13 protein-coding genes and 1 tRNA gene are annotated in these 14,791 nt (G+C 64.7%); 5 read left to right on the top strand and 9 right to left on the bottom strand.

Annotated features, from left to right (window positions below; all coding sequences use genetic code 11):
• Positions 1 to 15: 15 nt before the first annotated feature.
• From R1T44_RS04905 to hemA, 9 genes are all read right to left on the bottom strand, one after another.
• A complete protein-coding gene (locus R1T44_RS04905) occupies positions 16 to 816 on the bottom strand; it encodes an ABC transporter permease (RefSeq protein WP_279837019.1) in 801 nt (266 codons plus the stop codon).
• Positions 813 to 1,736, bottom strand: coding sequence for an ABC transporter permease (locus R1T44_RS04900; RefSeq protein ID WP_107335442.1), 924 nt, complete (start codon positions 1,734 to 1,736; stop codon positions 813 to 815). The genes R1T44_RS04905 and R1T44_RS04900 overlap by 4 nt, the downstream gene beginning before the upstream one ends.
• A 2-nt stretch (positions 1,737 to 1,738) precedes the next feature.
• Entirely contained in the window at positions 1,739 to 3,067 is a 1,329-nt protein-coding gene (locus R1T44_RS04895) for an ABC transporter ATP-binding protein (protein ID WP_317292694.1), read from the bottom strand.
• Positions 3,068 to 3,142: 75 nt separating this feature from the next.
• Complete coding sequence (locus R1T44_RS04890) at positions 3,143 to 4,480, bottom strand: NAD(P)/FAD-dependent oxidoreductase (protein ID WP_317292693.1); 1,338 nt, start codon at positions 4,478 to 4,480, stop codon at positions 3,143 to 3,145.
• Between the two features lie 298 nt (positions 4,481 to 4,778).
• Positions 4,779 to 5,531 (bottom strand): HesA/MoeB/ThiF family protein, encoded by a 753-nt coding sequence (locus R1T44_RS04885; RefSeq protein ID WP_317292692.1) that lies wholly within the window; start codon positions 5,529 to 5,531, stop codon positions 4,779 to 4,781.
• 72 nt (positions 5,532 to 5,603) lie between these two features.
• Positions 5,604 to 6,104: an Lrp/AsnC ligand binding domain-containing protein gene (locus tag R1T44_RS04880; protein WP_043335877.1), complete on the bottom strand. Its 501-nt coding sequence runs from the start codon at positions 6,102 to 6,104 to the stop codon at positions 5,604 to 5,606.
• Positions 6,105 to 6,406: 302 nt separating this feature from the next.
• A complete protein-coding gene (gene prmC / locus R1T44_RS04875; protein WP_192838327.1) occupies positions 6,407 to 7,255 on the bottom strand; it encodes a peptide chain release factor N(5)-glutamine methyltransferase in 849 nt (282 codons plus the stop codon).
• A 1-nt stretch (position 7,256) separates the two neighbouring features.
• Complete coding sequence (gene prfA, locus R1T44_RS04870) at positions 7,257 to 8,342, bottom strand: peptide chain release factor 1 (protein WP_317292691.1); 1,086 nt, start codon at positions 8,340 to 8,342, stop codon at positions 7,257 to 7,259.
• Complete coding sequence (gene hemA, locus R1T44_RS04865) at positions 8,339 to 9,610, bottom strand: glutamyl-tRNA reductase (RefSeq protein WP_043335883.1); 1,272 nt, start codon at positions 9,608 to 9,610, stop codon at positions 8,339 to 8,341. The genes prfA and hemA overlap by 4 nt, the downstream gene beginning before the upstream one ends.
• Positions 9,611 to 10,208: 598 nt before the next feature.
• Between hemA and R1T44_RS04860 the strand changes: the two genes are divergently transcribed.
• From R1T44_RS04860 to R1T44_RS04840, 5 genes are all read left to right on the top strand, one after another.
• Positions 10,209 to 11,975: a tetratricopeptide repeat protein gene (locus R1T44_RS04860; RefSeq protein ID WP_317292690.1), complete on the top strand. Its 1,767-nt coding sequence runs from the start codon at positions 10,209 to 10,211 to the stop codon at positions 11,973 to 11,975.
• Between the two features lie 122 nt (positions 11,976 to 12,097).
• Positions 12,098 to 12,742, top strand: a complete 645-nt coding sequence (gene lolB, locus R1T44_RS04855; protein WP_107335447.1) for a lipoprotein insertase outer membrane protein LolB — start codon at positions 12,098 to 12,100, stop codon at positions 12,740 to 12,742.
• A 56-nt stretch (positions 12,743 to 12,798) separates the two neighbouring features.
• Positions 12,799 to 13,671 carry a 4-(cytidine 5'-diphospho)-2-C-methyl-D-erythritol kinase gene (gene ispE / locus R1T44_RS04850; RefSeq protein ID WP_317292689.1) on the top strand — a complete coding sequence of 291 codons (873 nt, stop codon included), beginning with the start codon at positions 12,799 to 12,801 and terminating at the stop codon, positions 13,669 to 13,671.
• A gap of 29 nt (positions 13,672 to 13,700) precedes the next feature.
• Positions 13,701 to 13,775 (top strand) — tRNA-Gln (locus R1T44_RS04845).
• 72 nt (positions 13,776 to 13,847) lie between these two features.
• Positions 13,848 to 14,789 (top strand): ribose-phosphate pyrophosphokinase, encoded by a 942-nt coding sequence (locus R1T44_RS04840; protein WP_172978614.1) that lies wholly within the window; start codon positions 13,848 to 13,850, stop codon positions 14,787 to 14,789.
• Positions 14,790 to 14,791 lie beyond the last annotated feature (2 nt).

The raw sequence follows: 14,791 nt of genomic DNA, 5'->3' as shown, positions 1-14,791 counted from the left end.
GGATATTGCGTATGCTCACGACGCCGCGCGCCGGCGCGACAGCACCAGACTCGTGAGCGCCGCAAGGGCGACCGCCGCCATCATCAATGTGGCGATGGCATTGATTTCGGGCGTCACGCCCTTGCGTATCGCGCTCCAGATGTAGATGGGCAAGGTGGCGCTCTCCGGTCCGGCGGTGAAGAAACTGATCACGAAATCATCCAGCGACAGCGTGAAGGAGAGCAGGAAGCCCGAGATCAATGCCGGCTTGAGTGTCGGCAACATGAAGAACTGCACGCGCTGCCGCGGTGTCGCGTAGAGGTCCTTGGCCGCCTCGAACAGCGTCGGGTCCAGCCCGACGAAGCGCGAGTAGACGATCAACGCCACGAACGGCACCTGGAAGGTGACGTGTGCGATGGTCATGGTGGCCAGTCCCGGCGACAGCAGACCGGTCAGCTCATTGATCTTGACGAAGAAGGTCATTTCCGAGATCCCGAACACGATGTCCGGCAGCACGATGGGCAGATAGATCAGCACGATCAGCCAGCCCAGCTTGCGGTGACGATGGCGATACATGCCATACCCGATCAGCGTGCCGATCATCAGCGCCAGCAATGACGACACCACCGCCAGCAGCAGCGAATTGCCCAGCGCCGACAGAATCGCGTCATTGCCCAGCAGGCGCCGATACCAGCGCAGCGACACGCCAGTGAAGCTGGCGGCACTGTTGGAGGCATTGAAGGAAAACAGCATCACCACGATCAGCGGCAGATACAGAAAACCGAGCGTCAGCCACCAGAAGCCCCGCAATCCCTTGTGAAAGCTCCCGCGCTTCATATCACCACCTCTTCACCGCCGCCCAGCCGCTTGCCGATACGGCGCATCGCATACAGTCCAATGAAAGTGGCGATCAGCATCAGGATCGCGCCCGCCGCACCCAGCGGCCAGTTGGCGCTGCCAGCGAACTGATTGGCGACCAGATTGCCCAGCATCATGCCCTTGCCGCCGCCCAGCAGCTCCGGAATCACGTACATGCCGAAGGCCGGAATCGCCACCAGCACGACACCCGCCAACAGCCCCGGCAGCGTCTGGGGGAAGACCGCGTGCCAGAAGGCCTTGAGCGGCGAGGCGTAGAGGTCCTGCGCCGCCTCCACCAGTGAAAGATTCAACTTCTCGAAGGCGGCGTACAGCGGCAGCACCATGAACGGCAGGAAGTTGTAGACCAGCCCCAGAGTGACCGCGAAATTGGACGGATAGAGCCCCATGTTGGGCGCGATCATGCCCATGGCTTCCGCCAGCTCCGCCAGCGGCGTGCCCGGCGCCAGCAGATTCATCCAGCCGAAGGTGCGAATGACCTGATTGGTCCAGGACGGTACGACTACCGCCAGCAGCATGATCGGCCGCCAGCGCTGGTCTGACTGCGAGATGTAATAGGCGATCGGATAGGCCACCAGCACCACCAGCACAGTGGAAAGCACGGTCTGCCACAGCGAGCGCCCCAGCGTCATCAGGTTGCCCGGGCTCCAGCCGAGAAAGCCCTGTCCGGCCAGCTGCTGAAACGAGGTCAATGACAACGGCATTTCCGGCAACCCATAGGGGCCGTTGGTCATGAAGGCCACGCTCATCAGATAGAGACTGGGCAGCACCAGAAAGACGATGATCCACAGTGCACCTGGCGCGACCGTCAGCAACAGGTGGCGTGACTCGGCGACCACCGCGCGGCTGCGCGCAGTGGCCAGGGTTGCGTGATAGGCCATCGTCATTCCCCCAGCGTGATCAGGTCTTGCGCGGCGACCACCACATCGACCTGGTCGCCGACTTCCGGCAACTGGCCACCCCGGTTGTTGACCACCACCTGCACGCTGACACCCGCTACCTCGACACGATATTCGGCGTGGCTGCCGCGGTAGAGTCGCTCCTGCACTCGGCCCGGCAAGTGGTTCTCCAGCACGTCGTGACGCTCGAACTCGCTGGCGGGTCGCCGGCGCAGGTCCAGCGTCTCGGGACGCAACAGCAGCAGACTGCCAGTGCCCGGCGCCTGTGCGGTCAGTACGCCCAGCGGCGTGGTCAGTCGGATGGCGTCACTGCGGCTGTCATCGCGAGCCGTGACGTCGAACAGATTGGCATGGCCCATGAAGCGCGCCACGAAGGCATTGGCCGGACGCTCGTAGATCTCACGCGGCGAGCCCACCTGCTGGAGGCTGCCGCTGTCGAGCACCGCAATGCGGTCCGACATCACCATCGCTTCCTGCTGATCATGGGTAACGAAGACGAAGGTCATGCCCAGGCGCTTCTGCAGGCGCAGCAGCTCGATCTGGATCTGGCTGCGCAGGCCGGCATCCAGCGCCGACAGGGGCTCATCCAGCAGCAGCACATCCGGCTCGCAGACCAGCGCCCGCGCCAGCGCGATGCGCTGACGCTGACCACCGGAGAGCTGGTCGACCCGGCGATCGATCAGGCTGCCCAGCTTGATGAACTCCGCCATCTCGGCAACCCTGGCCTCGCGCTCTCGGGGGGCGACACCGCGCATCTTCAGGCCGAATGCCAGGTTGTCGCGCACCGACAGATGCGGAAACAGCGCATAGGACTGGAAGACCGTGTTGACGCTGCGCTGATGCGGCGGCACCTCGGTGACATCCCGTCCGCCGATCACCACCTGACCTTCATCCAGCGCCTCGAGACCGGCCAGAATCCGCAACAGTGTCGTCTTGCCACAGCCCGAAGGCCCCAGCAGCGTGAAGAACTCGCCGGGCTGGATGCTCAGGTCTACGCCATCCAGCGCCGCCACCTCATTGCCGAAGCGCTTGTGCAGCCCCTTGAGCTGGATGGAGGATGCCGCGCGTCGCGGCAGCGCGGGCTGATCCGCATTGGTGCCGCGGCTCTCGCCGACGCTCTCATTGACGGTATCGCCAAGGTTCTCACCGGCGTTATCGTCGAAGCTCTCACCGACATGCTCACTGACGCTCTCGCTGGCGTGCGTGCCGCCAGGCGCCCGCACGCCGGCAGGCTTTTTCGTCGTGTGCTGCTCGGGCGTACCAGCGTCCTTGCCATCCACCGCGCTCATCGCGCCTCCCTTGCGATTACTCACCAGTCGTTTCCAGCTCTTGGGCTGTCGGGGTGTTCAACAATGTCAAATGTGCAGCACCTTCATCATGGCCTCGGCCTAGAGCCGATCACGCAACGTGTAGAAGCTGGTCGCCAGGACCAGCAGAGGAGTTCGCAGCCAGCGCCCGCCCACGAAGGGACGGTGCGGCATGGCGGCAAAGATATCGAAACGTTCTGCCTGACCGGCGATGGTCTCGGCGACCAGCTTGCCCGCCAATCCTGCAAGCGACATGCCATGTCCCGAGTAGCCCTGGGCGTAATAGACATTCGGCGCAAGACGCCCGAAGTCCGGCGCGCGATTCATGGTGATGGCCACGTCACCGCCCCAGCGGTAATCGATCGCCACGCCATCGAGCATCGGAAACAGGCGGCGAATCTTGCTGTCCATGCGCGCCTTGAGGCCACGCGGCTCCTGACCGGTATAGCTCACCTCACCGCCATACAGCAGGCGCCTGTCGGCAGAAAGGCTGTAGTAGTCGAGCACGAAGTTGGCATCGGAAAGCGCGTCATCCTGCGGCAGGACCTGCGCGACCTGGGCCTCGCTGAGCGGTTCGGTGGCGACGATGTAATTAGCGACGCGCATGATGCGCTCTTCCAGCGAGGCGACGAGGCCATTGAGGTAGGCATTGGTGGCCACGACCACGAATTCGGCGCTCACGCAGCCATGCTCGGTATGGATACGAGCACGCCGTGAGGTGCCATCGGGTGTATCGCCGCTCTCGCCGTGGTCGAGCTGACGCACCCGGCTCTGTTCGCAGAGCGTGACGCCGGCCTGCTGGGCAGCTCGCGCAAGTCCGAGGGTATAGTTGAGCGGATGCAGATGACCGCCCTCGCCATCATGCAACGCGCCCGGATAGGCGTCGGTGACGACCCGCTCGCGCAGCGCATCGCCCTGCAGCCACTGCAGCGCGTGATAGTCGTAATCGCGTGCCATGCGCGCCTGGAACTCCTGCAGTTCGCGCACATGACGCGGCTTGACCGCGGCATGCAGGTAGCCCTGGGTGAAATCGCAGGGAATCTGATGCCGGGCGACCAGCTCGGCGGTCAGGCGAACGGACTCGCGGCTCATCTCCCAGATGGCGCGTGCCTGCTCGCGCCCCAGCGCCTTCTCGACCGTCGCGATATCGGTGCCGAGCCCCGGCAGGATCTGGCCGCCACTGCGCCCGGAGGCCCCGAAACCGAGGGTCTGCGCTTCCAGCAGAATGACCGAATAGCCACGCTCGGCGAGATGCAGCGCAGCGGAGCAGCCCGTGACACCGCCGCCGATCACGCAGACATCGGCACGCTGCTCACCAGCTAGAGGCGGGCATGGGTCAAGCGTCACACGCTGGCTGGCCTGGTAGTAGGAATACGAGCCAGCACACTCGCTCTGCGTGCCTGATCTGAAGCCGCCCATGCACCTCCTCATCCGCTCTTGTTGAGTTTATTCACCATCGACTGGAATATTTTCGATATTTACCACACGTTTCGCTGTAATGCTGCATGTTGATTGCGCTGCATGGGAGAAATCTTCAACACCCCACGGCATTGGCGCACCCTGGTGGTGCGCACACGCGGCATGCGCAGCGCCGGCCGCTCCACCACAACATGCGACAAAAAAGCCCCGCCAGCCAGAAAGGCTGCGGGGCTTTTTAAAGATATGCTGTCCTGAAGACATGCGACTTGGAGATATACCGTCGATTTGACCGACTACATCATGACGCTTGACCACACACCTGGCAGCCGGGGTCGCGCTTGAGGCCCATGCGCCGCCATTCACCGGTCAGGCCATCGAAGGTGGCAAGGCCGCGATGCACGCTGCCGGCACCGCTGACCAGCTTGAGCGCTTCCAGCGCCTGGAAGGCGCCGATGATGCCGACCAGCGGCGCGATGACCCCGCTCTCGGCACAGGTCAGCTCTTCATCGCCCAGCTCATCCGGCGGGTACAGACAGCCATAACACGGCGCCTGTGGCTCACGGCGATCGAACACCGCCAGCTGGCCGGAGAAGCGTATCGCGGCGCCGGACACCAGCGGGGTGCCCGCTGCCACGCAGGCGGCGTTGATCGGGAAGCGCGAGCTGAAGCGATCGGTGCAATCGAGCACCACGTCTGCGGCGGCCACCTGCTCGGCCAGCGTCTCACCCTGCAGGCGCTCTGACAACGCGATCACCTCGGTATCGGGATTGATCGCCAACAGCGAGGCGGCGAGTGATTGCGCCTTGGGCTGATCGATGTCGGCGTCACCATGGGCGATCTGACGCTGCAGATTGGACAGCTCGACGTGGTCATCATCGGCCACCACCAGGGTGCCGATGCCCGCGGCTGCCAGATAGAGCGCTGCCGGGCAGCCCAGTCCACCCGCCCCGATCACCAGAACCCGCGCCGCCAACAGGCGCTGCTGCCCGGCGATGTCGACCTGAGGGAGCAGGATCTGGCGCGAGTAGCGCAGCAATTGCGAATCTTGCATGGGAGAAAAGCCGCCTATCGGTAAATGAAGTGAGAAGCCATGAGCCCTGCCCGACAACAACAGGGCTTGCCATTACTTGGCATCCAGCTCCTCGATATCGGGCACATGCAGCGAGAACTGCTCCTTGACCTCTTCCATCACTACATAGCTCTTGGATTCCTTGACGCCGGGCAGCGTCAGCACCACATCGCCGAGCAGCTGACGATAGGCGGACATTTCCGGAATCCGGCACTTGAGGATGTAGTCGAACTGACCGGAGACCAGATGACATTCCTGGATCTGCGGCAGCTTGGAGACGGCGCGGCGGAACTCATCGAACACCGACGGCGACTGCGTCTCGAGGCTGATCTCGACGAAGACCAACAGATTGGCCTTGAGCGCCTTGGGGTCGAGCACCGCCTTGTAACCGCGGATGACGCCGGCACGTTCGAGGCGTTTGACGCGCTCCAGGCACGGCGTGGTGGAAAGGCCGACTTCCGAGGCGAGGTCGACATAGGAGATACGGGCATTCTCTTGCAGGCAACGCAGAATCTTGAGGTCGATGCGGTCCAGAGAGCGTGATTTTGCTTTCATTGTAATAGTTTTCCCAGCAGGGTGACTTGCAGCAGGATCATCCGTGCTCCTAGCTTCCGTGCAGTCAGGCCGTCGGATAACAAGGGGGGTTATCAGATGACCATGCCAATCATGCAGGTTCATTACTATCATACCCGGCCAACAGGGAATACGCCTTCACTGGCGGTACTGTGACGAGGATTCCACGCAGACTCCACTGAAAACGGTGGAATGCACTACAGGGGTGCCAAGCGCGAGGATGTCAGCGGGGGCCACGCACGGGCGCCACTACACGGGCACCGCTAGACGGTGCCCGGCGAGCATCAGGCCAGCTTGCCCAGCGTGATGCGTTCGCGTCCGCCCAGGTCTTCCAGGGTCTCGACGTCGACGAAGCCGCCGGCACGCAGTGCCTCGCGCACTTCATTGCCCTGGGTGAGGCCATGCTCCAGCATCAGGTGACCGCCTGCGGCCAGGTGCTGCGGCGCAGTGGCGATCAGATGCAGGAAGTCCGCCAGCCCTGCCTCGGCCGCGACCAGCGCCGAGCGCGGCTCGAAGCGCACATCGCCCAGCGCGAGATGTGGGTCATCATCGGCCAGATAAGGGGGGTTGGCGGTAATCAGCGCAAAGCCGCTCTCGGTGACGGCACTGAACCAGTCACTTTGGCGGAATTCGGCATTGGCGATCGCCAGACGCTCGGCATTGCCGCGGGCAAGCTGCACGGCTTCCTCGATGAGATCGACCCCCAGCACCTGCCACTGCGGGCGATGACGCGCAAAGGCCAGCGCGATGGCGCCGGTGCCGGTGCCGAGATCCAGCAGCTTGCCGCTGGTGGCCTCGGCCAGTTCCAGCGCGCACTCCACCATGACCTCGGTGTCCGGGCGCGGAATCAGCGTGGCCGGTGAACAGGCCAGCGTCAGGCCATAGAATTCACGCCGCCCGAGCAGATGCGCCACGGGATGGCCCTCGGCGCGACGCGCCAGCAGCGCCTCGAAACGTGCCACGCCCTCGGCGCCGGCCTCGCTCTCGAGATCCCGATCGCCCCAGGTGTAGAACCAGGTGCGCTCTCGTCCCATTACCTCGCCCAGCAGCAACTCGGCATCCAGACGCGGAGAATCGCTGCCCGCCTCGCTCAGACGGGCAGTCGCGGCTGCCAGGGTGACATCGATTCTCACCTTATTGCTCCTGCAGTGCGGTCAGCTGATCGGCCTGATATTCCACCACCAGCGGCTCGATCACTTCGTCCAGCTGGCCGGCGATCACTTCATTGAGCTTGTAGAGCGTCAGGTTGATACGGTGATCGGTCAGACGCCCCTGCGGGAAGTTGTAGGTACGGATGCGCTCGGAGCGATCACCCGAGCCGACCAGCTTGCGACGGGCATCGGAGGTGGCCTGTGCCTGGGTGTCCACCGCGGCCTGCTTGAGGCGCGCCGCCAGCAGTGACATGGCGCGTGCACGGTTCTTGTGCTGGCTGCGCTCATCCTGACACTCCACCACCACGCCGGTGGGCAGGTGGGTGATGCGAATCGCGGAATCGGTAGTGTTGACGTGCTGACCACCGGCACCGGAGCTGCGATAGGTATCCACGCGCAGGTCGGCCGGATTGATGTCGACGTCACCGACTTCATCGGCCTCGGGCATCACCGCCACGGTGCAGGCCGAGGTATGGATACGCCCCTGGGATTCGGTGGCGGGCACGCGCTGTACGCGGTGCGCGCCGGACTCGAACTTGAGGCGCGAGTAGACGCCCTCGCCCTTCACGCGGGCGATGACTTCCTTGAAGCCGCCGTGCTCGCCGTGGCTGGCGCTGATGGTCTCGACCTTCCAGCCCTTGAGCTCGGCGTAGCGCGAATACATCTTGAACAGGTCACCGGCGAACAGCGCCGCCTCGTCACCGCCCGTGCCGGCACGCACCTCGAGGAAGACATTGGCACCGTCGTCCGGGTCACGCGGAATCAGCAGCTGGGTGATCTCGGCTTCCAGCGTCTCGAGCGCCGCATCGGTATCGCGGACTTCCTCACGCGCCATGTCGCGCATCTCGGGATCACTGTCCTCCGCCATCGCCAGCGCGGCGTCACGGTCTTCGTTCAGGCCGCGATGGCGGCGCCATGCCTCGATCAATGGCTCAAGCTCGGCATACTCCCGCGACAGGTCGCGGAACCTGGTCTGGTTCCCGATCACTTCGGGCTCCGACAACAGTGCGGAGATCTCCTCGAAGCGGTCATGGAAGGTGTCGAGCTTGGTGATGAGGCTGTCTTTCATGAAGGGTCCTGTGATGAATCAGCCGGCGCGAGCAGAAGCGTCTGGGCCGTCTGAAGAATATCCTGGCGATCGTCTCCCGAGGCCTGGCGCAGTGCCAGCGTCGGGTGATGCATGAAGCGATTGGCCAGCTGGCGTGCCAGCTGCGCGACCACTTCCTGGGGGTCGCGTCCCTGATCGAGCTCCGCCAGCGCCTGCGCCTCGCATTCGGCGCGCAGTTGCTCGCCATGGCTGCGGTAGCGCTTGATGACTTCGCCGCCACTACGCACCCGCTTGAGGTGCAACCAGGCGTTGACGCCCTGGCGAATCAACTCTTCTGCCTGGGCAGCGGCCAGCTCGCGGTGGCGACGATTCTCGTCGATCACTTCCTGCAGGTCATCGACCGTATAGAGGAAGACGTCGTCGAGGTCGCCGACTTGCGGCTCGATATCGCGCGGCACGGCGATGTCGACCATGAACACCGGCTTGTAGCGGCGCTTCTTGAGTGCGCGTTCCACCATGCCCTTGCCGAGAATCGGCAGCTGGGACGCGGTGGAGGCTATCACGATATCGGCATTCTCGAGGGCATGCGGAATGCCTTCCAGGCCGATGGCGGTCCCGCCCAGCTCATCGGCCAGACGCTCGGCGCGCGACACGGTGCGGTTGGCGATGCACAGGTTGGCGATGCCCGCTTCCTTGAGATGGCGCGCGACGAGTTCGATGGTCTCGCCGGCACCGATCAACAAGGCATTGGCCCGCGAGAAGTCATCGAAGATGTGGCTGGCCATACTGACGGCGGCGTAGGCCACCGAGACGGGGTTCTCGCCGATACCGGTCTCGGTACGTACCTGCTTGGCGACCTGGAAGATATGCTGGAAGAGCTGCTCGAGCTCACCGCCCAGCCCCACCGAGTTGCGCGCGAATTGATAGGCGTCCTTGAGCTGGCCCAGAATCTGCGGCTCGCCCAGCACCATCGAGTCCAGCCCCACCGCGACACGGATCAGGTGGCGTACCGCCTCTTCTCCCAGGTGCTGATAGCTGCAACGCGACAGCTCCTCCACCGGCAGGCGATGAAAACGCCCCAGCCACTCGAGCACCGACTTGGCGCCATCGCTGGTCACGCAGTAGAGCTCGGTACGGTTGCAGGTCGACAGCACCGCCGCTTCGGAGACCGCCGGCAGGCGCTTCAATTCGCCCAGCGCGGCATCGAGCTGCGCAGGCGTGAAAGCAACGCGCTCGCGCACGTCAACGGCGGCGGTGCGGTGATTGATGCCAAGGGCAAGAAGGGTCATGGAGTCAGTCGTCAGGGTCTGGCCGGCAGGAATCGGCGTCAATGTCAGGCGGCTCTCGGTGCTGGCCTGCCGCGAGGCCAAGGCCAGGACAGCAGGTAATCCGCGCAGGCTCGGTGCCTTTACACCTGTCGACTCAATGGGGACAAAGGCGGCTGACATAAAGGCACACAGGGCTGCCGAAGCGGCTGAGATCGTAATATTAGCGCGCTCATTCTACCACAGCGTCTGGACCACGCGACCCCGCAGCACGTCGCAGCCGATGAGGATTTTCCATGATGATGGCAGGCTATCGCTATCAGCCCGCGCGGCGTATCTGTCGGCATACGAGGGGACCGGTGGGTCATGCCACTTGCTTGCATCGGCAACGCTATCCCCGCTCGCCGCCAGCCGTTATGCTGCGAGACATGACGCCTTCGTCAGCGCCACGCTACGCGCATGACCAGGCCTGCGGCTCGACCGCCCCGTTCCCTCATCCTGCCCCCACTGACAAACGCGAGGTTGCATGCACGCTTCGACTGCCGCTGAACATAGCCCCCCGCACGCGCACGCCTGCCTTGATGTCCCCCGTCGCCCGCGCGCCGGGTGGAAGTCCTGCGTCGTGGGCGGATTGCTGCTGGGCATGACCGGCTGTCAGTCGATGAGCAACTCCACGCCCCTGATGGCGCAGCCCGACCCGTTGGCCACGGCGCCGCCCATCCAGCAGGGCCTCGATGCCGACAGCCTCAATCAGCTGCTGAGCGCCGAACTCGCCGGACAGCGCGGTGACTATCCCCGCGCCGCCAATGGCTATCTGGCCGCCAGCCGTCACTTCGATGACCCGGAACTGGCGCGCCGCGCCGTGCTCGCGGCCCGTTTCGCCGACAACCCGGCTCTGCTGGAGCGCGCCGCCGAACGCTGGCAGCAACTCGATGAGTCCGCCAGCGAGCCCGGCATCATCCGCGCCCGCCTGGCGGTCGAGCGAGGCGACTGGCAGGCCGCGCTCGAGCAGCGCCTGATGCTCACCGCCAGTGGCGGCAATGGCAATCTGGCGACCCTGGCCGAGCAGGCGATCGATGCCGGCGCCGAGCTCGAACCCCTGCTGACGATGCTGGAGACGCATATCGCCCAGCATCCCGAGCAGCCGATGCCCGAGATTGCCGCGGCACTGTTCGAGGCAGCGCTGGGCGATGAGACAGCCGCGCGTGCACGCCTGGTACGCCTGGAAAGCGCTCACGCCACGTTGGCGGAGCTCTGGCTGGCGCGCAGCGAGATCGAACGCAGTGCGGGGCGTCTCGAGGCGGCGCGGCGCGCGGTGGCCCAAGGCCTTGAGATCGCCCCCGATGACAGTCGCCTGATCCTGAGCGCTGCGCAGACCGAACTGGCCAGCGGCGATCTGGCCGCGGCACGCGAGCGCATCGACAGCCTCATCACCCGCCACCCCAACGCGCCACGCCTGCGCCTGGCGCTGGCCAGCCTCTATCTTGATGCCGATTCCCCCGAGGACGCCCATCGCCTGCTGCTGCCGCTGCTCGACGAAGACCCGGTGCCGGACGCCGCCTATGCCCTGCTGGGGCTGGCCGCCGAGTCCAGCGGCGACGTCGACAACGCCATCCTTTACTACCGTCAGGTGCCGGACGGCGAGCGCTACATTTCCAGCCGCGCCCGTGCCGCCCAGTTGCTGGTCGAACATGAGCGCACGGACGAGGCCCGTCAGTTCCTGGCCGTGGAACGCCTGCGCCATCCGCGTCATGCCATGACGCTGCTCAGCTTCGAGATCGACCTGCTCGACTCCCAGGAGGCGCATGCCGAGGCCGAGGCCCTGCTCAGCAGCAGCATCACCACGCGCCGCAAGGCACTTGCGCAAGCCATCGCCGCCCAGGAGGCCGATACGCGCAACACGCTGGAAAGCGAGCTGGGCAGCCTGTTGTTCCTGCGTGGCATCCGCCATCTGGAAGATGATCAGCTGGGCGGCATGGAAGAAGACCTGCGGGAAGTCATCGCGCTGGAGCCCGACAACGCCAGCGCCTACAACGCGCTCGGCTACACCCTGCTGGTGGAGACGGACCGCCTCGAGGAAGCACTGGCCTTGATCGAGCGCGCCCATGCGCTGTCGCCCGACGACGCGGCCATTCTGGATAGCCTCGGCTGGGGCCGCTATCTGACCGACGACCTCGACAATGCGCTGGCACCGCTGGAAGCCGCCTGGGCCCAGCAGCAGGATGCCGAGATCGGCGCCCATCTCATCGAGGTGCTGTGGGCGCTGGGCCGCGAGGATGAAGCCCGTGGCCTGGCGGTAGAGCTGAGCGAGCGTTTTGAAGAAGCCAGCGAGCTCGAAGCCCTGTTCCAGCATATCCCCGAGCTACGCCCGGTCGTCGACGCGCCCTGAAGGGCACTGCCACGCTACCCGGCACTTTCTGCCCACCGGCGAGTCCATTATCCTGACCCGTCAGTGAGTGGAGTCTCACTCACCATCACTCATCTTCTCGCCATCCGGAAGGCTTTCGCGTCATGATCACTTCTCCCCTGTCACTCCCCCTGCTGAGCCAGGCACGCCGTCTGCTCGGGCCAGCCCTGCTGGCCATGACACTGGTACTCAGCGGCTGCGCCAGCCAGATGGCCAGCGACAATGCCGGTGATCTGACGCGCAGCGACGGCGACTGGCAGCAACAGGACGCGCAACTTGCCGCCCTGACCCACTGGCAGCTGGCAGGCAAGGTCGGCATTCGCACCCCCGAGGAAGGCCATAGCGCCAACCTCGACTGGCAGCAGGACGGCGATGACTACCACATGCTGATCACCGGGCCGCTGGGCGCGGGGCGCACGACCCTGGTGCGCGACGCCGATGGTGTGCGCCTCTCCTCCTCCGAGGGTGACTTCGAGGCCCCGGATGCCGAGAGTCTGATGCTGGCGCAACTGGGCTGGTCATTGCCGCTGGGTGCCCTCGACAACTGGGTGCGCGGCGTACCGGCCGCTGGCGAGCATGACATCGAGGCAGATGAGCTGGGCTTCCCGACCACCCTCTATCAGGACGGCTGGGAAGTGGACTATCAGGACTGGACCCGCGCCGAAGGCCTGTGGCTGCCGCGCAAGATGAAGCTCTACTACGGCGACCTCACCGCCACGCTCATCGTCAACCAGTGGCAGGCGCTGTGATCGTGACACCTTCTCCTTCTTCCATGACAACATCGACAGCCGCATCCGCATCGACCATGACTCTCACCCTGCCCGCCCCGGCCAAGCTCAATCGCATGCTGCATATCACGGGCCAGCGCGCCGATGGCTATCACGAGCTGCAGACGCTGTTCCAGTTTCTCGAGCACGGCGACAGCCTCAGCTTCACGCTGCGCGACGATGAGGCCATCCACCTCTCGCCGCCTATTGAAGGTGTACCCGAAGAGGCCAACCTGATCGTGCGCGCCGCGCGCCTGCTGCGAGAAGCCGCACACGCGCAGGGCAAGGTCGCGTCACCCACCGCATTGCCCGGTGTCGATATCACGCTGGAGAAAGTGCTGCCGATGGGTGGCGGCCTGGGGGGCGGCAGCAGCGACGCCGCCACGACCCTGCTGGCGCTGGACAGACTCTGGGGGCTTGAACTTGGCGAAGATGCCATTGCCGAGCTCGGCCTGTCGCTCGGCGCGGATGTGCCGGTGTTCGTGCGCGGCTTCGCCGCCTGGGCCGAAGGCATCGGCGAACGCCTGGTGCCAGCCCCGCTGGACACCCCATGGTTCGTGGTGATCCACCCCGGTGTCGAGGTCGCGACACCCGCCGTGTTCGGCCACCCGCAATTGACACGTTCCAGCCTCGCGATTAGTATGGCGCGCGCACTGCAGGGGGGCCGCAACGACTGTGAAGTCGTGGTGCGCACTTTGTACCCGGCAGTCGCCGACGCCCTGGACTGGCTGGACCAGTTCGGCACCGCCAGACTGACGGGCACCGGCGCCTGTGTGTTCTGTGCGTTTGACGACGCACGACAGGCCAGCGAGGTGCTGGGTCGACTCGAACTCGAGCGCCCGATGTGGCACGCCTTCTCGGCACGCGGTTGCAATATCTCCCCTCTACATGCCGCTCTGGCTTCGGCCTGAGCACAGCAACTGGTTGAAGTGAACGTTGCTGGGGTATCGCCAAGTGGTAAGGCACCGGTTTCTGGTACCGACATTCCCAGGTTCGAATCCTGGTACCCCAGCCAATCCTGGCCGTTCCCGGTCAACCCGGAATTCTCCACTCCCGAGATCCCACAAGACTCCAAAGGTGGCTGCGCGTGTCAAAACTGATGGTATTCGCGGGGAATGCCAATCCCGCTCTCGCCCGCAAGGTAGCTGAAGCCCTCGATACCCGCCTGGGCCATGCAACCGTCGGTCAGTTCAGCGATGGCGAGATTGCGGTAGAAATCAACGAAAACGTTCGCGGCAAGGACGTCTTCATCATGCAGTCCACCTGCGCACCGACCAACGACAACCTGATGGAGCTGATCCTGATGGTGGACGCGTTGCGTCGTGCGTCTGCGGCGCGTATCACTGCGGTCGTTCCCTACTTCGGTTACGCCCGTCAGGACCGCCGCGTGCGCTCTGCTCGCGTGCCGATCTCGGCGAAGGTGGTCGCGGACATGATGGTCAAGGCTGGCGTCAATCGCGTCATGACCATGGACCTGCATGCCGACCAGATCCAGGGCTTCTTCGATGTGCCGGTGGACAACGTCTACGGCTCACCGATCCTGCTCGACGACATCGAACGTCAGAACTATGACAATCTGATCGTCGTCTCCCCGGATGTGGGCGGCGTGGTACGTGCCCGTGCCATCGCCAAGCAGCTCAACTGCGAGCTGGCCATCATCGACAAGCGTCGTCCCCAGGCCAACCAGGCCCAGGTGATGAACATCATCGGTGATATCAAGGACCGCACCTGCGTGCTGGTCGATGACATGATCGATACCGCCGGCACCCTGTGCAAGGCGGGCGAGGCACTCAAGGATCATGGCGCCAACCGCGTCGTGGCCTATGCGTCCCACGCGATCCTGTCCGGCCCGGCGGTCGACAACATCACCAACTCCGTCCTCGACGAAGTGGTGGTTGCCGACACCATCCCGCTGTCCGACGCCGCGCGTCGTTCCGGCAAGATCCGCCAGCTGACAGTCGCTGGCCTGATCGCCGAGGCGATCCGTCGCGTCAGCAATGAAGAATCCGTCAGCGCCATGTTCCACTGAGT

This window comes from Cobetia amphilecti (genome assembly GCF_032923285.1).
GTDB lineage: Bacteria > Pseudomonadota > Gammaproteobacteria > Pseudomonadales > Halomonadaceae > Cobetia > Cobetia amphilecti.
The sequence above is the reverse complement of the archived record's forward strand: the minus strand, read 5'-3'. Positions and strand labels throughout refer to the sequence as shown.